Source organism: Mycobacterium sp. IDUB_39, from assembly GCF_055419205.1.
In genome coordinates this window covers 1,159,924-1,176,785 of record NZ_JBVAXF010000002.1, presented here as the reverse complement: position 1 = coordinate 1,176,785, position 16,862 = coordinate 1,159,924, and the positions used below count along the sequence as shown (strand labels likewise).

The window sequence follows — 16,862 nt, the reverse complement described above, 5'->3', positions numbered from 1 at the left end:
CCGCTGCTAGGCCAGACCGAGTTGCTCGACCACGGCGACCGGATCGACGGGGACCGCCGTCACGTCGGGCATGCCCTTGAGCGCGGTGTCGGGATCCTTGAGGCCGTTGCCCGTGACGGTGCAGACAACGGTGGAGCCGGGCTTGACCCAGCCATCCTCAACCGACTTCAGCAGGCCCGCGATGCTGGCCGCCGACGCCGGTTCGACGAACACACCCTCGGTGCGTGCCACCAGGTGGTAGGCAGCGAGGATCTCCTCGTCCGTGGCCGCCAGGAACCGACCGTTGGACTGCTGCTGGGCCTCGACCGCGGAGTTCCATGACGCGGGCGAGCCGATCCGGATGGCCGTGGCGATGGTCTCGGGGTTACTCACCGGCGCGCCGTACACCAGTGGTGCCGCGCCCGCCGCCTGTGTGCCGAGCATCCGCGGCAGCCGGTCGGACAGTCCGTCGCGGTGGTACTCCGAGTAGCCCCTCCAGTACGCGGTGATGTTGCCCGCGTTGCCGACGGGCAGGGCGTGTACGTCGGGAGCCGTGCCGAGCGCGTCGACGATCTCGAAGGCGGCGGTCTTCTGTCCCTCGATGCGGACCGGGTTGACCGAGTTGACCAGTGCGATGGTCGGGAAGTCCGCGGTCATCTTGCGGGCCAGTTCCAGACAGTCATCGAAGTTGCCGTCGATCTGGATGATCTTGGCGCCGTGCATGACGGCCTGCGCGAGCTTGCCCATCGCGATCTTGCCCTGCGGAATGAGCACGGCACACGTGATGCCCGCCCGCGCGGCGTATGCGGCTGCCGATGCCGAGGTGTTACCGGTGGAGGCACACAGCACGGCCTTCTGCCCGCGCGCGAGCGCGTCGGTGACCGCCATCGTCATGCCGCGGTCTTTGAACGAGCCGGTGGGGTTGAGCCCCTCGACCTTCAAATGCACTGTGCAGCCGGTCTGTTCGGACAGGCGCTTGGCGTGGATCAGCGGCGTGCCGCCCTCCAGCAGCGTGATGGGCGTCCAGTCGTCGGCGACGGGCAGCCGGTCGCGGTACGCGGCGATCAGGCCGGGCCACGGTGTGTGCACGGCACTCATGCGGTTGTTCCTTCCATGCGAAGCACGCTGTTGATGGTCTGCACGACGTCGAGATCGGCCAGCGCCGCAACTGTCTCCGACAGCGCTGCGTCGGTCGCCTGGTGGGTGACGACAACGATGCGGGCGCCCGTCGGGCCACCGCCCTCGTCGCCGATGCCCTCCTGGCGCACCTCGGCAATGCTGACCTCGCGCTTGCTGAATTCCGCTGCCACAGCCGACAGCACGCCGGGACGGTCCTTGACGTTCATGTTCACGTAGTAGCGAGTGGGGATCACGCCGATGGATGCGATCGGCAGCTTGGCGTACTTGGACTCCCGCGGTCCACGACCACCCTGCACTCTGTTGCGGGCAGCCATCACCAGGTCGCCCATCACTGCCGAGGCCGTGGGCGCACCGCCGGCACCCTGGCCGTAGAACATGAGCCGACCGGCCGCCTCCGCCTCGACCACCACGGCATTGAACGCGCCATTGACCGTGGCCAGCGGATGGTCCAACGGCACCAGCGCGGGGTAGACCCGGGCCGAAACCCGTTGCTTGCCCTTGCCGGTGGTGATCCGCTCGCAGATGGCGAGCAGCTTGATGTTGCAGCCGAGCGCCTTGGCGGACTCGAAGTCCTCGGCGGAGACCTTCGTGATGCCCTCGCGGTACACGTCATCGGCGGTGACCCGAGTGTGGAAAGCGATGGACGCAAGGATCGCGGCCTTGGCCGCGGCGTCGTAGCCCTCGACGTCGGCGGTCGGGTCGGCCTCGGCGTAACCGAGCGCACTGGCGTCGGCAAGCGCGGACGCGTAATCGGCACCGGTGTCGTTCATCGCCGAGAGGATGTAGTTGGTGGTGCCGTTGACGATTCCGGCCACCCGCAGCACCGTGTCACCGGCGAGCGACTGCGTGAGCGGGCGGATCACGGGGATGGCGCCCGCGACCGCGGCCTCGAAGTACAGGTCCACCCTGGCGTTCTCGGCGGCCTGGGCCAGTTCGCCCGTGGACTGGGCCATCAGTGCCTTGTTGGCGGTGACGACCGACTTGCCGTGCTCGAGCGCGGTGAGGATGGCCTTGCGAGCCGGTTCGACCGGTCCCATCAGCTCCACCACGATGTCGACGTCATCGCGTGACACCAGTGCGTCGATATCGTCGGTGAGCATCTCGACGGGCACGCCGCGGTCGGCGGCCACCCGTCGCACTCCGATACCGCGCAGTTCCAGTGGCGCTCCGATGCGCGCGGCGAGATCCGCCGCGCTGTCCTCGATGATCCGCACCACTTCACTGCCGACGTTGCCCAGTCCGAGGACTGCCACGCCAATGGATTTGCTCACTTGTTCGTTACCTCCAGGCTCAGCAGATCGTCGGTGGTCTCGCGCCGCAGGATGAGCCGTGCGACGCCGTCCCGCACGGCCACGACAGCGGGCCGTCCGAGCATGTTGTACCGGCTGGACATCGAGTAGCAGTACGCGCCGGTGGCGGCGACCCCGACAAGGTCGCCAGGGGTGATGTCGTCGGACACCCAGGTGTCGCGAACGATGATGTCGCCACTCTCGCAGTGCTTTCCGACGATGCGGGCCAGCGTCGGCGGCGCATCGCTTAGGCGAGACACCAACCGGGCGTCATACTCGGCGTCGTACAGCGAGGTACGGATGTTGTCGCTCATGCCGCCGTCGACGCTGACGTAGCGACGGTGCGCCGTGGCGCTGATCGCGACGTCCTTGACGGTGCCCACCTCGTAGAGCGTGATGGTGCCGGGGCCCGCGATGGCGCGGCCCGGTTCCACGACGAGCTGCGGCGTTGGCAGTCCCACGGCCGCGGACTCGCTGCGAACGATCGCCCAGAGCTTCGAGGCGAGTTCGGACATCGGCGGCGGATCGTCCTGTGGCAGATACGAGATACCCAGGCCACCGCCGAGGTCGACGATCGACATCTGCGCGGTCTTCTCGACACCGAACTCGGCGACCACGTCCTTCAGCAGGCCGATCACCCGGTGGGCGGCGATCTCGAAACCGGCGACGTCGAAGATCTGCGAACCGATGTGGCTGTGCAGGCCGACGAGACGCAGGTTCTCGGTGGCGAAGACCATTCGGACGGCGTCCATCGCGGCGCCACTGGCCAACGAGAGTCCGAACTTCTGGTCCTCGTGCGCGGTCGAGATGAACTCGTGGGTGTGCGCCTCGACGCCGACGGTGACGCGCACCAGGACATCCTGGACGATGCCCGCCTCGCCGGCGATCGCGTCGAGCCGCTCGATCTCGGTGACGGAGTCCAGCACGACGTGTTCGACGCCGACCTTCACCGCGGTGGTGAGTTCGGCGACCGACTTGTTGTTGCCGTGCAACGCAATCCGGTCCGGCGGGAATCCCGCGTGCAGTGCCACAGCGAGTTCGCCGCCAGTGGCGACGTCGAGCGACAGGCCTTCCTCGTCGACCCAGCGAGCGATCTCGGAGCACAGGAACGCCTTGGCGGCGTAGCGCACGTGCTCGCCGCCGCCGAAGGCCGCGGCGATGTCCCGGCAACGGCTGCGGAAGTCAGCCTCATCGATGACGAAGAGCGGCGTGCCGTAGTCGGCGGCCAAGGTGCTGACCGGCACTCCCGCGATGGACACCTCTCCGTTGGCGCCGCGAACAGCATTGCGCGGCCACACGTGCGGGGCGATCGTCAGCATCTCGGTGACCGACACCGGCCGCGCGGGGGCACCGCCGTGGTGCTTGTCCTCCGCGTGCCGCGGTCCAGCTGGATGTGCCATCACATACGCTCCGGTGCGCTCACGCCCAGGATCTGCAGGCCGTTGGCGATGACCTGTCGCGTCGCCGCGCACAGGGCCAGCCGCGCGGCGTGCAGATCGCCGGGCTCTTCGTCTCCCTGCGGCAGTACCCGGCAGGAATCGTAGAACCGGTGGTAGTCACCGGCCAGGTCTTCCAGGTAGCGGCACACCCGATGCGGTTCACGAAGGGACACAGCGGTGTTCAGCACTCGGGGAAACTCACCGATGGTCCGCATCAGCGTGCCCTCGCGGTCGTGATCGAGCAGATCCAGGTGCGAGGTGGCTGGCGAGAGGCCGAGTTCGACGGCGCTGCGCGCCAGCGCCGAGAGCCGGGCGTGCGCGTACTGCACGTAGTAGACCGGGTTCTCACTCGACGCGCTGGACCACAGCGCCAGGTCGATGTCGATGGGGCTGTCGACCGAGCTGCGAATGAGCACATACCGCGCGGCGTCCACGCCGATGGCCTCGACCAAGTCGTCGAGCGTGATGACGGTGCCTGCCCGCTTGCTCATCCGCAGCGGCTGGCCGTCGCGCACCAGGTTGACCATCTGCCCGATGAGCACCTCGACGGTGTCGGGGTCATCGCCCAGTGCCGCCGCGGCCGCCTTCAGCCGCGCGATGTAGCCGTGGTGGTCGGCGCCCAGCATGTAGATGCACAGGTCGAATCCACGTTGGCGCTTGTCCAGGAAGTACGCGAGATCGCCTGCGATGTAGGCGGGTTGACCATCACTCTTGATGACGACACGGTCCTTGTCGTCACCGAAGTCGGTGGTGCGCAACCACGTCGCACCGTCCTTCTCGTAGATGCTGCCGGTCTCCCGCAGCTTGGCGATGGCCTGATCGACGCGGCCGGACGTATGCATCGAGTCTTCGTGGGTGTAGACGTCGAAGTCGGTGCCGAACTCGTGCAGCGACTCCTTGATGTGGGTGAACATCAGGTCGACGCCGATTTCACGGAAGGTCTCGCGCTGCTGCTCATCCGACTGGCTGAGCGCATCGGGCGCCTTCGCGAGAACCTGGGCGGCGATGTCACCGATGTAGGCGCCCGCGTAGCCGTCCTCGGGTGTCGGCTCGCCCTTGGCGGCGGCGATCAGCGAGTTGGTGAAGCGGTCGATCTGAGCGCCGTGGTCGTTGAAGTAGTACTCGCGGACCACCTCTGCGCCCTGCGTGCTCAGCAGCCGGCCCAGCGCGTCACCGACCGCGGCCCAGCGGGTGCCACCGATGTGAATCGGACCGGTCGGATTGGCCGAGACGAACTCGAGGTTGACCCGCTTCCCGGCGAGATCTGCGGAGTGGCCGTAGGTGGCGCCCGCCTCGATGACGTTGGCGACGACGACGCCCTGCGCGGACGCCTCGATCCGCAAGTTGACGAATCCGGGGCCCGCGACGTCGGCACCCGCGATGCCCTCGGCGTCGGCGAGCGCGGTGGCCAGCCACCCGGCGAACTCACGGGGGTTGGTGCCGACCTTCTTGCCCAGCTGCAGCGCCAGGTTGGTGGCGTAGTCGCCGTGCTCGGGGTTGCGTGGACGCTCCACCGTCACGGTCGCCGGCAGGGCGGCGGCATCGAGGCCGCGCTCGGCCAGAACGGCCGCGGCAGTGGTCTTGAGCAGCTCGGCCAGATCGGCGGGGGTCACGAGGGACCATCCTATGGTCTGGGGTGCTCACGTCCCGAATCGGTTTCCGGTCGACGGGTCGCTGGCCGGGCCGGTGGCAGGGACGTGAATGTGGCCCGGGCGATGCGTTAGGCTATCGAGGCCCAACCGGCGCAGCACATGTTGCTTGCGCCCCCGTAGCTCAGGGGATAGAGCGTCTGCCTCCGGAGCAGAAGGCCGCAGGTTCGATTCCTGCCGGGGGCACCCACCTCAGAAATTGGCTGTCACCAGCCAATGCGGTCGAATCCGACCGCTCGGTCGCGCTCGCCTATCGTGAGCCCAATGAGCACTGCCGACGAACCGGAACCCTTCTTCATCGTCGACGGAGACCGTTTCGTCCCGGGCCCGATGGCCCAGGGTCCGTGGGGTGCCACCGTCAGCGGTCATATCGTCGGCGGCCTGTTGGGCTGGGCCATCGAGCGCGAGCAGGCGGACGCGCAGCTGCAACCCGCCCGGCTGACAGTGGACCTGCTGCGTCCCACGTTCATGGAGCCCGTCCAGATCCGCACGACCGTCCGCCGCGAGGGCAAACGCATCAAAGTCGTCGACGCGGAGATTCTGCAACGCGACAACGTGGTGTCACGGGCGAGTGCGGTGTTGCTGCGCCGCAGCGAGCACCCCGAAGGTCAGGTGTGGTCGCAGCCGGTGACCATGCCACCGTTGCCCGACGACTCTGTGGCCCCCGAGCCCACCATGCCGTTCCTGCTGTGGGCGTACGGCAGCACCGGTGCCGTGGGGACACTGGGCGGGACATCTGTCGAGTGGGAGCAGGAGGGCTTCCAGAAGTTCGCCTGGGTGCGCGAGGTCCGGCCGCTGATCGCGGACGTGGAGATGACGCCGTTCACGCGGGTCGCCCTGGCCGGCGATGTCACCAGCGCGTTGACCCATTGGGGCACAGGGGGTCTGCGCTACATCAACGCCGACTTCACGATATCGCTGAGCCGATTGCCGATCGGTGACCACATCGGGCTGGCCGCGCAGGCCCACCACGGCGACGCGGGCATCGCCTCGGGTGCGGCGACCCTGTTCGATGAACACGGCCCGATCGGCAGCAGTATCGCCGTAGCACTTGGTCAACCCGCCGATGCGTTCCGACCGCCGTCGCATATCGGTCTGAGCTGACCGATATGAGGTCACGCACCGTGGGGCGACCCCGCCCTGTCCGCACCCTTGTGTGATGACTCTGCCCGCGGTGAACGGTCGACGCCGTCGGCCTTGCGATCCGCCTTGGTGTCCGTGTCCGTGACAGTCGCCGCTGAGATGTCCGGCCGGCCCGACACGGCATAGTCAGGCCTTGCGGAGAGCTTCCCAACGACGTCGCGCGCGGTGTCTCGAAGCTGCGACATCACGTCGCGTGACCCGGGCGTCGCGTCGCGCGACCGGTGAGTGCCGCCGAACTCGTCGTCGGCGAGTTTGGTCGTCGTGACCGAGCGGCGCGACGGTTCGACCGCCACAGGGTTCGGCTTTATGGGGTCCGGCGCTGTCGTCGTGACCGGACTCCGCTGCTGCGGCGGCGCCACCCGGTTCGCCGGATGCGACTGCTCGATCTCCGCGCGCACATTGTTGACCGCGGTCACCACCGCATCCGCGATGTCGGTGCCTGCAGCGCTCAGCTCCCTGGCAGCGGTGTTGAAACCCGCGGCGAGCGCTCGCACCGGATCACCGGTCACGGCCAGTTCCTGAGCTACGGCATCGGGGACCGCGAACACGGCGGACAGGACGTGGTTGAAGGCCGGGAAGATGATCGCCCCGACCACATCGATGGCCCCGACCACGGCAACCTGCAGGACACCGCGGGGCATGACTGTTGGCGTGGGATTGGGCACGATCGGCAGGTTGAGCGCGGTGAAGGTGTCCTGGCGGGCGGTCTGGGTGGCCGTGACGATCCCGGGTAGCCCGCCGAGCGCGCCGGGGACGATGTTCATCAACCCGACCACAGCCACCTCGAACGCGTTCAGCGCCCTCGGTGCCACCAGCGAGCCGTCGGCGAGAATGGTCGCCTGCGCCGCGGCATTGACGGGCCCGGTCACCGATGCCGCGGTGATGCCGATCGCCTTCCACAGGTCACCCGACTGCAATGCGGTGAAGAGAACACCCGGTGTCTGCAGTGTCGTGGCGATCGCCGTCACGGCGGTGTCGACGAGAAGTGGGCAGATGATCGAGCAGTACGTGACCTGATTACCCAGGAAGCTGGTGATGAGCCCGCCGGGCGGAACCGTTGTGGCCGCGAGTCGGACATCCTGCGTGACGGTCGGCGTCAGGGTCGGCGGCGACTGGGCCTCAACTCCAGGAGCCAGCGGTAGCGCGACCATGGCGGCGATGCCGACAACGGCAATCCCCCTGGTCGCGGCGCTTACATACCGGCGGTTTCGTTTCAGCACGGTGCCCCCTGGGTCGACGTGACACAGGTAACACGAATTGGCGGCGCGATGGGTTCACGCCGATGCGTTGGGGCTCAGCGGCCGGCGTGCGCCGCGGTCATGTGGACCTGCTCGTCAGCAGCGGCCGGGCTGGACGTCACCTGGCTGGACACCAGGTAGTAGAGAGGCGTCCCCCAGGCGTGCTGGCCGCTGACCGCCGGTGCGTAGGCGGTGTGCACGGCGAGTTCAGCGGGTGACAGCGTGCTGGTGTCGGGGTCGTAGTCGCAGACCGGATCACCGACGTCGCAGACACTGATCGTGCGGGCGCCGATCTCGGGCGGCAGCATCGAGGTGTTGGTCCCGGCCAGGAACGAGTGCTCCTGGGCCACCCCGTGGCCGACGCCTGCCGTCGCGGCCGCCGACCCCATGGCGATGGTGGTGTCGACGGGCAGGCGGTCGCCGTCGGCGATCAGCAGCGCGGCCGCCACCTGCGGGTTGTCGGCCAGGTCATAGAGGTTGCGGTGGATGACCATGGCGCCCTGCGAGTAGCCCGCCAGAATGACCTTGGAAGTCGGGCACTGCTCGGTGAAGGCGGCGAACTGCTCCTCGGTGGCATCGGTTCCGACGTCCACGCTGTCCATGAAGCCCATCCAGCCGCCAAGGCCGCCCTCAACCGGCACGGGTGCGGCGGGGTACTCGATGGCCTCGGCCGTGATCGTCTGGCCGTTCTGGGCCAGCGCACCCTGCAGCTGCTGATACGACTGATAGACCACATCGCCCATGCCGCCGTTCGCGGCGAGTTTGGCACCGTCACGCTGCCCGGAGCCCGCGGCACCCATCCAGTGGAAGTCGGGGCACGCGGGAGCGGCGGCGGCGGTTCCGGTGGCAAGGCCGGCGAGCGCCAGGCCGATGAGGCTGATGAGCAGGCACAGACGACGGATCACGACTTGTTCGTCGCCCTCGGGCCGCCGTCTGTTACACCGCCAGCAACAACGTCGGGCGCTACCTGTTCAACAGCTCCATGGGTCCACTGACCCGCCCAGCCAGCGCTAGGTTGAAGACGCCCCATCTGCGACAGGTCCATTCGCTGTGGCAGCGGAAGTGGTGCGCGCGCCGGCCACCATGAGCGAGACCAGGTCGAACACCACGGTTGCCGCTGCGACACTGGTGATCTCGGCGTGATCGTAGGCCGGTGCCACCTCGACGACATCGGCTCCCACCAGGTTGAGCCCGCTCAACTGGCGGAGCATGCGCAGCAGTTCCCGCGCGCTGAGTCCCCCGGACTCAGGCGTTCCGGTGCCAGGCGCGAACGCCGGGTCCAGCACATCGATGTCGATCGACAGATAGACCGGCGTGTCACCCACCCGGCGACGTACGACGTCGACCGCAGCTTCGATGCCGATGACGTCAAGGTCGCCGGCCCGAATGATCTTGAATCCCATGCCTGCGTCGTCGCTCAAGTCGGCCTGGTCGTAGATCGGTCCGCGGATCCCAATGTGGATCGAATGATCCTCAACGAGCAATCCCTCTTCGAACGCGCGGCGGAAGATCGTGCCGTGAGTGACCGGCGCGTTGAAATAGGTGTCCCAGGTGTCCAGATGAGCATCGAAGTGCACCAACGCCACCGGTCCGTGCTCGGCGTGCAGCGCACGTAGGTTCGGCAGCGCGATGGTGTGATCACCACCGATCGAGACGATCCGGCGGTCACCTCCCCCGAGTACGTCACTCACATGGTTCTGGATCTGCTGGCATGCTTCGGCGATGTCGTACGGTGTCACCGACACATCACCGGCGTCGACGATTTGCATCGACTCCAATGGGGCGACACCCAATTCGACGTGGAACCCCGGCCGCAGCGTGCGCGCCGCTTGCCGCACCGCCATGGGGCCGAACCGAGCACCCGGACGATAGGACGTGCCACCGTCGAACGGCACGCCCAGGATGGCGATGTCGTAATCACTGACCTCGTGAATGTCGGCGATCCGAGCGAAGGTGCCCTTGCCCGCATAGCGCGGAACCTGGGTCGCGGGTAGCGCACCCACGAACTGATTGTTGTCGGTCATGCAGCACTCCTGACGTTGGTTGTTGAAAGAAGGGGACTTGTTGGGCGCCGCGTCACGTGAGACGCACGCTTTCCTCAGGGGCGGTGTCGTCATCGGTGGTCGCGCACTCCGTCAACGCCACGCCACGCGTCTCGGGTGCCATGAAGATGGCGACCAGCAAGCCGACCACCGTGACGGCCGCACCGATTCCCAGTGCACCGCCGGGGCCCATCGCCACCAGCGCCATCGGCATCAGGTAGGTACCCGCCGCCGACCCGATCCGACTCATCGCGGTGCCCACACCCACGGCCGTCGCGCGCACCTCGGTGGGGAACAACTCGTTGGGGTAGACGACTTCCAAGAAGCTGGAGGCGCCGGAGGCTACCGCGAACACGGCGAGCGCCAGGAAGAACACCGTTGCCGGCACGCCAGGGATGACAGCGGGTATTGCCAGCGCGATGGCAATGATCGCGAAGGATCCGATCAGCAACGCGCGGCGGCCGATTCGCTCGACCAGCCACAACCCCGGGATGCCGCCGACCACAAAGAGAATCGCGATGATGAGCGATCCCCCGTAGAGGTTCGAATCGCCCTCCAGGCCGAAGGATTCCATAAGCTCCGGCGCGAACGTGTACACCGCGAAAAGCGGGATAACCTGCACAGTCCAGAAGACGCTGACGAAGATGGTTCGCTTCAGATAGGGCGGTTTGAACACCGTCAGGAACGATGTGGTGGCGACCTTCTCCTCTGGCAGGTCCTTGACCGAGAACTGTTCTCCGAACGCGCGTTTGATCGACGCGTCGGCTTCCGAGATGCGCCCCTTGCTCAGCAGCCAGCGAGGCGACTCCGGTGTGCCCAAGCGGGCCAGCAATGTGATGATGGCGAAAACCGCCGGACTGGCCAGGAGCAACCGCCAGGCGTCTGGGCCAAAGTCCCTGAGCGCGTATCCGACGACGTACGCGGCGGCGGCACCGACGGCCCACACCACGAACATCGCTCCGAGATACCGCCCGCGTTGTTTGCGTGGCAGGAACTCCGCGAGCAGCGACGTGGCGATCGGATAGTCGGCACCGATGGCGACACCGAGAAGGAACCGCAGTGCGATGATTTGCCACGGCTCCTCGGCAAAGGCCGACAAGATCGAGAAGACGGCCAGCGCAAGCAGATCCGCGATGTACATGATGTGCCGGCCGATGCGGTCGGTGAGATAGCCGAACAGCCCGCCACCGACGAAGATGCCGATCAGGCTGGACGCACCGACCAAACCGATCTCCGTGGTGGACAGGTTCATTGCCGGTTGCAGCGTGATCAGAGCGACGCCGATGATCGACAGCGCATAGCCGTCGATGAATGGACCACCCGACGAATACAGCGTGAGTTTTCTATGAAAGGCGGTGATCGGTGCATCGTCGATGAGATGGCTGGCTTGTGACATGGGCTCCCCTGTAGGACTGGCCTCGATGCTCGATGTGAGGTGACACACAGATTGGTTGGCGCCTACGGTCATTGTCGAGTGACAATCGCTCAAATAGCGCGCGACCCAGTTGAGCGAACGTATAAACAGTGCAGGAGGTCTTCATGGCGATCACGGTCGGTGAGCTTGCCGATGTCCCCCACCTCGGCCTCGAATTCCTCGCCGGCGAGACTGGTGCCCAGCGAACCATCTCCTGGACGCACACCTCCGACCTACCGGAGCCGTGGCGGTGGATCACCGGTGGCGAGCTACTGATGACAAACGGACTGTCGTTCCCCAAAACAGCTGGCGGACAAGAGCTTCTGGCGGAGAAGCTCAACGAGGTAGGCGCGTCGGGCCTGGCCATCGGCGAGCAAATGTACTGCCCTCCGCTGACGCGGCGGTTCATCCGGGCAAGCGATCGACTTGGCCTCCCGGTGTTGCAGATCCGTTACCCGTTGCCGTTCGTGGCGATCTCGCGAGCAGTGGCTGAGGCCACCTTGCTGGACCAGTCCACGCGCTTGACCCGTACGGTCCGGATCTACGATCTGGTGCGCCGCCACATTGCCGCGAGCACCCCGTCAGCGCAGTTGTTCGAGTCGTTGGCCCGGGAACTGGGCTGCCAGCTCTACGTGTGCGACCGCGAGACCGGCGAGCCCTGGTTCCCCGGCAGCGCGCCACTGGACATGATCACCAAGAACGCAGTAGCCGAGTTGTCGGCTAGTTCCACGAATGTGTCCGCCGGCGCCTTTGGATTGCCCGCTGCCGACGGCCGCGCCGCGCTACTCACCGATATCCAACGACACCCCGGGGCTGCGCTGGTCGTGATCACGTCCGACTCCCGGGTTGATCCCATCCAGCTCCAACACGCAGCAACCGTCGTCAGTCTGGAGCTGTCCGAAACGCTCCTGGTACTCGAACACACCCGTCGGGACGGGGCTACCCTGCTCGCGAGCCTGCTCGAGAATCGCGTGGACCCGGAATCGGTGAGCCGCGCGCTGAGCGACGCCGGCCTGCAGGCCACTGATGCTGTCCTGGTCGCAGCTAGTAGCGGCGATGAAAGCCGGGCATTGACGGTTCATAATGCGCTGTGGCGCAACTCGATTCCCTATTTCATCACCCTCAAGGAGGGCCTGCTGTATGCCCTTGTGTCCGGTGACGGGCGATGGGAAGGGGTGCTCACCCGATCACTGGGAAGTTCAGCACGCATCGGCGTGAGCCAGCGCCTGAACTCGTTGACGCGATTTCAGGATGCGATCCGGGAGGCCACCTGGGCGCTGTCTTTGGCCAAGCGCCGTGAAACTGTGCTCTCCCACTACGGACGCGAGTCGCATTGGATCGGGCTGTCGGATGTCGATGAAGCGCGCGCGCTGGTGGACCGGGTACTCGAGCCGCTGCGGCGCTACGACGCTGAGCACCAATCCGATCTCGTGACGACGCTGGATGCCTTCCTGCGAAATCGCCGGTCGTGGCAGACCACCGCCGAGGCTCTGCACGTCCATCGCCAGACCGTGCTGTACCGGGTAAAGCGCATCGCCCAACTCACGGGACTCGACCCTGCCGACACGGAGGCTCTCGTCGAACTGTGGACCGCTTTGCGTGCAGCCGAACTCCTCGACGCCCAATGACGACATGCGACCCTAGGCGAACTCCTTGACCACCTCGGCGACCCGTCGCACCTGGTCGATGTCCGAGCTCGTCGGGATGAGATGCACCTCGTCGGTGCCAATCGCCTCGAACCCCCGCAGCACCTCAATGAGTTCCTCATCGGTCCCGGCCCATCCGGTGGTCGGCGCGATGGCGTCGACGAACTCCTCGGGAATCCAGTTCATGTAGCGGAGCAGATGGCGGTGCACCTGCGCCCGCGGCTGCTCACCCTCGCCGATGGCAAACCAGAACGACGTCGCGAGATGCGGCGTCGGCTTACCCAGGGCCGCCCACGACTCCCTGGCCACGTCGAACAGTTCGTTCTGCTTGGCGGGGTCGAGATCGAGGATGGTGCCTGCCACGCCATCGGCCCACGCCGCCGCGCTGCGCACGGTCTTGGGGCCGATGGTTCCGACCATGAGCGAGGGCCCCCCAGCCTGCACGGGCGGCGGACCGACCGGCAGCACGGATTCGGTGACCTTCTCCCCCGCCCACACTCGCTTCATGATCGCGACCCGCTCGGCCATACCCCGCATCGTCTGGGTCGAGGGATCGGCGCCGACGGCGTGGTAGTCCTCGTGCCGGCCGCCCACCCCGATCCCGACGGTGAGGCGGCCACCGCTGATCATGTCGCCGGTCGCCAGGGCCTTGGCCAGCATCACCGGGTCGTGCAGTTGCGGCACGATGACGGTGGTCACCAGCCGGACCCGGTCGGTCCACGCCGCCAAGGCGCCAAGCAGGGTCAGCGAGTCGGGATTGTCGAAACACATCCGCTCGCCCCAGCACAGCGACGAGAACGGTCCGTCGTCGATCACCCGCGCCCAGGACCGCAGCATCGCCGCGTCGAGGTTCGGCTCCATTACCGGCATCGTCATCCCGATTTGCACAACGGGATTCTGGCACGCCGTGCGCCCACCGGGGCCTGGCACGATGATTCCCATGGCAATCACCGCGAACTCCATCGCACACATTCGGCTCACCGTCACCGATATCGCGCGGTCGCGACAGTTCTACGAATCCGTGTTCGGGTGGCCCGTCGCGGTCGAGATGCCCGAGGACGCCGATGACGCCACGCGTGAGCAGCTGAGCTTCCTGTTCGGCGGCGTCCTCTACAACACCGGCGAGTTCCTGCTCGGCCTGCGCCCCGTCGCCGACGATCGATTCGACGAGAACCGGGTGGGCCTGGACCACCTGTGCCTGCACGTCGGCAGCCGGGATGAACTGGTCTCTGCCGCAGCACTTCTGGACGAACTGAATGTGACCCGCGAGCCGATCAAGGAGATCGGCCACGGGTACATCCTGGAGTTCCGCGATCCCGACGGCATTGCGCTGGAACTGATCGCGCGCAAGTGACTCAGCGACGCAGGCCGGCGACGCGCAGCAGTTCCGGACGCCGCAGCACCAGCCCGATCCACATCAGCACGCCGAGGTAGACGGCGAACAGCGTGTGGCTGAACAGCGGCGCCTCGATGCGCATGTTCGCGGTCACGGCGCCACCGAGATACGCGGTGATGCCCAGCGCACCGAGGACAGCCGTGCGCGGAACCGCATAGGTGAGCACGCACACGCCCAGCACGAGTCCCATCACCAGCGCCTGGCCGATGGGGAACCCGAGATCCTCGACTCCCGCCTCCACCTGGGTCGGCATCATCAGCTTGCCGATGACGTCGAACACCAGGAAGGCGCCGACCAGCACGCTGATCGCGATACCGACCTTGTTGGCGATGGTCCGTGGGGCCGAACTGGTGGAGGCTGCGGTGCTGTCGATGGTGGCGCTCATATGTGCTCTCCTGCGTGAGTGGCGGATCGGATACTGGGGCAGACCGGATCCGCCACGAAAACTCATCGTGCGCCCGCTGCGGGGGTTAACCCCCGCAGAGTTCTCGGGCGATCGCGGTGTTGCATCTGCCGGATCATCCATAGGTTGAAGGCATGGTTGCAGTCACCACACCCCCCGACACGCTCGCCGGCCCACCGGCGACCATCGACACCGCGAAACCCGGCCGTCCCATCGGTCTGGTGCCGTCGGCGTCGATGATCACCGGCGCCGCGATCGGTGTCGTCTGGTTCTGGATTCCGTTGGCGATCATGGTCATCGGCTTCTCCTCGATCCCGTCGATCATCGGCTTCGTGGTGGCGGCGGTCGTGTTCGTCTACCTGATCCGCGGCGTCGACTGGGTCGAACGCGTGCGCAGCGAGGCGGTGTTCGGCCTGGGCATCCCCGTGCCTGCGCGCAAGCTGTCGCACCACAACGGCTTTCAGGGCTGGTGCCACCAGCTGTGGCTGGACATCAGCAGCGCACGGTTCTGGAAGGCCTTCGCGCACCACTACCTCCGCATGATCTATGACCTGCTGGCCACCGGTATCGCCCTGGTCCTGGTGGTGTTCGCCTTCGCAGGGCCCGCCGTCGCCACCGCGATCGGCAATAGCGACGAGGCCGCCGGACTGTCCTTCCTGTCACCGCCGCTGGCCTGGGTACTGGCCATCGTCGCGCTGGCCGCGGCCGCGGCGATTGTGGTGTTCGCCCCCGCCGTGGACGCGTCGATCGATCGGTGGCTGCTCCCCGCCTCGCCGACCGAGGCTCTGCAGTACGAGGTCAACGCGCTCACCGACGCCCGCGCCGGCGCCGTGTCCTCGGCGCAGTCCGAGCGCAATCGCATCGAGCGCGATCTGCATGACAGTGTGCAGCCCCGCCTCGTCTCTCTTGCCATGACGATCGGGCTGGCCCAGACCAAGCTCGACACCGACCTGCCGCAGGCGCGCGCCCTCATCGGTGAGGCGCACGACGACGCCAAGAGCGCGCTGGTGGAGTTGCGCAATGTGGTTCGTGGCATCGCGCCGACCATCCTGGCCGACCGCGGTCTGGATGCCGCGCTGTCGTCGGTCGTGCAGCGCATGCAGACCTCGGGGGTGCCGACCACGCTGAACGTCTACCTGCCACGGCGACTGCCCGAGGAGGTCGAGTCCGTGGCGTACTTCGTCGTCGCCGAGGCCCTGACCAACGTCGCCAAGCACGCACAGGCCAGTCAGGCCGTGGTGACGGTACGGCTCGATGAACCCGCCCAGACCCTGTACGTGTCGGTGTTCGACGACGGTGTCGGAGGCGCCGAGGCGCCCGCCCCCGACGACGCGACGGGTCTGCGCGGTCTTGGCGATCGAGTGCGCGCCGCACGCGGCACATTCTCGGTGTCCAGCCCGGTCACCGGCCCGACGATCGTGACGGCGGTCCTGCCATGCGCATCGTGATCGCCGAGGACTCCGCGCTGCTGCGGGCCGGCATCGAGCGGATCCTGACCGACTCGGGCCACGACGTGGTCGCCGGCGTGTCCGATGCGACCAACCTGCTCAACATCGTCAACGAACTCCGGCCGGACCTGGCGATCGTCGACGTCCGGATGCCCCCGACGTTCACCGACGAGGGCATCCGGGCCGCGGCGCTCCTGCGCTCCCAAAACCCCGAGTCACCGGTACTGGTGCTGTCGCACTACGTCGAGGAGCGCTACGCCACCGACCTGATCGCCTCGGACACCAGGGGTTTCGGCTATCTGCTCAAGGACAGGGTCGCCGACGTGCCCGCGTTTCTCGACGCCGTCGAGGTCGTCGGCAGCGGTGGCACAGTGCTCGACCCCGAGGTGGTGTCACAGATCCTGGTCCGGTCACGCCGCCGCTCGGCACTCGACGCACTCACCCCGCGGGAAACCGAGGTCCTGCAGTTGATCTCGGAGGGCCGGACGAACTCGGCGATCGCCGCGGCCCTGCACGTGTCGGTCGGGTCGGCCGAGAAGCACATCGCCTCGATCTTCGCCAAGCTCGATCTCGCGCCCGACGACAGCGAGAACCGCCGTGTGCTCGCCGTTCTGCGCTACCTCGAATCCTGAATCG

Annotated in this window: 15 protein-coding genes and 1 tRNA gene; 6 read left to right on the top strand and 10 right to left on the bottom strand. The window is 67.0% G+C overall.

Features of this window, described 5'->3' with window-relative positions; genetic code table 11:
• Nucleotides 1-6: 6 nt before the first annotated feature.
• From thrC to argS, 4 genes are all read right to left on the bottom strand, one after another.
• Nucleotides 7-1,077: a threonine synthase gene (gene thrC / locus ACZY0X_RS11760; RefSeq protein ID WP_463770475.1), complete on the bottom strand. Its 1,071-nt coding sequence runs from the start codon at nucleotides 1,075-1,077 to the stop codon at nucleotides 7-9.
• The gene (locus ACZY0X_RS11755; protein WP_463770473.1) at nucleotides 1,074-2,390 is read right to left on the bottom strand and encodes a homoserine dehydrogenase; all 1,317 of its coding nucleotides are present in this window, start codon (nucleotides 2,388-2,390) and stop codon (nucleotides 1,074-1,076) included. Before ACZY0X_RS11755 ends, thrC begins: the two co-directional genes overlap by 4 nt.
• Nucleotides 2,387-3,727 carry a diaminopimelate decarboxylase gene (gene lysA, locus ACZY0X_RS11750; RefSeq protein ID WP_463770649.1) on the bottom strand — a complete coding sequence of 447 codons (1,341 nt, stop codon included), beginning with the start codon at nucleotides 3,725-3,727 and terminating at the stop codon, nucleotides 2,387-2,389. The genes ACZY0X_RS11755 and lysA overlap by 4 nt, the downstream gene beginning before the upstream one ends.
• 80 nt (nucleotides 3,728-3,807) lie before the next feature.
• Entirely contained in the window at nucleotides 3,808-5,460 is a 1,653-nt protein-coding gene (gene argS, locus ACZY0X_RS11745; protein ID WP_463770471.1) for an arginine--tRNA ligase, read from the bottom strand.
• Between the two features lie 149 nt (nucleotides 5,461-5,609).
• Between argS and ACZY0X_RS11740 the strand changes: the two genes are divergently transcribed.
• Both ACZY0X_RS11740 and ACZY0X_RS11735 read left to right on the top strand, forming a co-directional pair.
• Nucleotides 5,610-5,682: transfer RNA gene (locus ACZY0X_RS11740), tRNA-Arg, on the top strand.
• A 78-nt stretch (nucleotides 5,683-5,760) separates the two neighbouring features.
• Nucleotides 5,761-6,600 carry a thioesterase family protein gene (locus ACZY0X_RS11735; RefSeq protein WP_463770469.1) on the top strand — a complete coding sequence of 280 codons (840 nt, stop codon included), beginning with the start codon at nucleotides 5,761-5,763 and terminating at the stop codon, nucleotides 6,598-6,600.
• A gap of 11 nt (nucleotides 6,601-6,611) precedes the next feature.
• On the opposite strand, the gene ACZY0X_RS11730 is transcribed toward ACZY0X_RS11735, so the two are convergent.
• From ACZY0X_RS11730 to ACZY0X_RS11715, 4 genes are all read right to left on the bottom strand, one after another.
• Nucleotides 6,612-7,859 (bottom strand): hypothetical protein, encoded by a 1,248-nt coding sequence (locus tag ACZY0X_RS11730; protein ID WP_463770467.1) that lies wholly within the window; start codon nucleotides 7,857-7,859, stop codon nucleotides 6,612-6,614.
• A 74-nt stretch (nucleotides 7,860-7,933) separates the two neighbouring features.
• A complete protein-coding gene (locus ACZY0X_RS11725) occupies nucleotides 7,934-8,782 on the bottom strand; it encodes a cutinase family protein (protein ID WP_463770465.1) in 849 nt (282 codons plus the stop codon).
• A gap of 105 nt (nucleotides 8,783-8,887) precedes the next feature.
• Nucleotides 8,888-9,901 carry an agmatinase gene (gene speB / locus ACZY0X_RS11720; RefSeq protein WP_463770463.1) on the bottom strand — a complete coding sequence of 338 codons (1,014 nt, stop codon included), beginning with the start codon at nucleotides 9,899-9,901 and terminating at the stop codon, nucleotides 8,888-8,890.
• Between the two features lie 52 nt (nucleotides 9,902-9,953).
• A complete protein-coding gene (locus ACZY0X_RS11715) occupies nucleotides 9,954-11,315 on the bottom strand; it encodes an MFS transporter (RefSeq protein WP_463770461.1) in 1,362 nt (453 codons plus the stop codon).
• Between the two features lie 143 nt (nucleotides 11,316-11,458).
• Here ACZY0X_RS11715 and ACZY0X_RS11710 point away from each other — a divergent pair, with 143 nt between their 5' ends.
• On the top strand, nucleotides 11,459-12,961 hold the full coding sequence (locus ACZY0X_RS11710) for a PucR family transcriptional regulator (protein ID WP_463770459.1): 1,503 nt from the start codon (nucleotides 11,459-11,461) through the stop codon (nucleotides 12,959-12,961).
• 12 nt (nucleotides 12,962-12,973) lie between these two features.
• Here ACZY0X_RS11710 and ACZY0X_RS11705 read toward each other — a convergent pair whose 3' ends face one another.
• The gene (locus ACZY0X_RS11705) at nucleotides 12,974-13,855 is read right to left on the bottom strand and encodes an LLM class flavin-dependent oxidoreductase (protein WP_463770647.1); all 882 of its coding nucleotides are present in this window, start codon (nucleotides 13,853-13,855) and stop codon (nucleotides 12,974-12,976) included.
• Nucleotides 13,856-13,919: 64 nt separating this feature from the next.
• On the opposite strand from ACZY0X_RS11705, the gene ACZY0X_RS11700 reads away from it, so the two are divergent.
• Nucleotides 13,920-14,333 (top strand): VOC family protein, encoded by a 414-nt coding sequence (locus ACZY0X_RS11700; RefSeq protein ID WP_463770457.1) that lies wholly within the window; start codon nucleotides 13,920-13,922, stop codon nucleotides 14,331-14,333.
• Nucleotide 14,334: 1 nt separating this feature from the next.
• On the opposite strand, the gene ACZY0X_RS11695 is transcribed toward ACZY0X_RS11700, so the two are convergent.
• A complete protein-coding gene (locus ACZY0X_RS11695) occupies nucleotides 14,335-14,760 on the bottom strand; it encodes a DoxX family protein (RefSeq protein ID WP_463770455.1) in 426 nt (141 codons plus the stop codon).
• Between the two features lie 152 nt (nucleotides 14,761-14,912).
• On the opposite strand from ACZY0X_RS11695, the gene ACZY0X_RS11690 reads away from it, so the two are divergent.
• Nucleotides 14,913-16,226 (top strand): sensor histidine kinase, encoded by a 1,314-nt coding sequence (locus ACZY0X_RS11690; protein WP_463770453.1) that lies wholly within the window; start codon nucleotides 14,913-14,915, stop codon nucleotides 16,224-16,226.
• A complete protein-coding gene (locus tag ACZY0X_RS11685; protein WP_463770451.1) occupies nucleotides 16,214-16,858 on the top strand; it encodes a response regulator transcription factor in 645 nt (214 codons plus the stop codon). Before ACZY0X_RS11690 ends, ACZY0X_RS11685 begins: the two co-directional genes overlap by 13 nt.
• Nucleotides 16,859-16,862: the final 4 nt, after the last annotated feature.

Bases quoted from the DNA above. Each gene is read 5' to 3' on its own strand.
- ACZY0X_RS11705 (WP_463770647.1), bottom strand. From the start codon at position 13,855: ATGACGATGCCGGTAATGGAGCCGAACCTCGACGCGGCGATGCTGCGG.
- speB (WP_463770463.1), bottom strand. From the start codon at position 9,901: ATGACCGACAACAATCAGTTCGTGGGTGCGCTACCCGCGACCCAGGTT.
- ACZY0X_RS11700 (WP_463770457.1), top strand. From the start codon at position 13,920: ATGGCAATCACCGCGAACTCCATCGCACACATTCGGCTCACCGTCACC.
- thrC (WP_463770475.1), bottom strand. From the start codon at position 1,077: ATGAGTGCCGTGCACACACCGTGGCCCGGCCTGATCGCCGCGTACCGC.
- lysA (WP_463770649.1), bottom strand. From the start codon at position 3,727: ATGCTGACGATCGCCCCGCACGTGTGGCCGCGCAATGCTGTTCGCGGC.
- ACZY0X_RS11735 (WP_463770469.1), top strand. From the start codon at position 5,761: ATGAGCACTGCCGACGAACCGGAACCCTTCTTCATCGTCGACGGAGAC.
- ACZY0X_RS11690 (WP_463770453.1), top strand. From the start codon at position 14,913: ATGGTTGCAGTCACCACACCCCCCGACACGCTCGCCGGCCCACCGGCG.
- ACZY0X_RS11715 (WP_463770461.1), bottom strand. From the start codon at position 11,315: ATGTCACAAGCCAGCCATCTCATCGACGATGCACCGATCACCGCCTTT.
- ACZY0X_RS11685 (WP_463770451.1), top strand. From the start codon at position 16,214: ATGCGCATCGTGATCGCCGAGGACTCCGCGCTGCTGCGGGCCGGCATC.
- ACZY0X_RS11710 (WP_463770459.1), top strand. From the start codon at position 11,459: ATGGCGATCACGGTCGGTGAGCTTGCCGATGTCCCCCACCTCGGCCTC.
- ACZY0X_RS11695 (WP_463770455.1), bottom strand. From the start codon at position 14,760: ATGAGCGCCACCATCGACAGCACCGCAGCCTCCACCAGTTCGGCCCCA.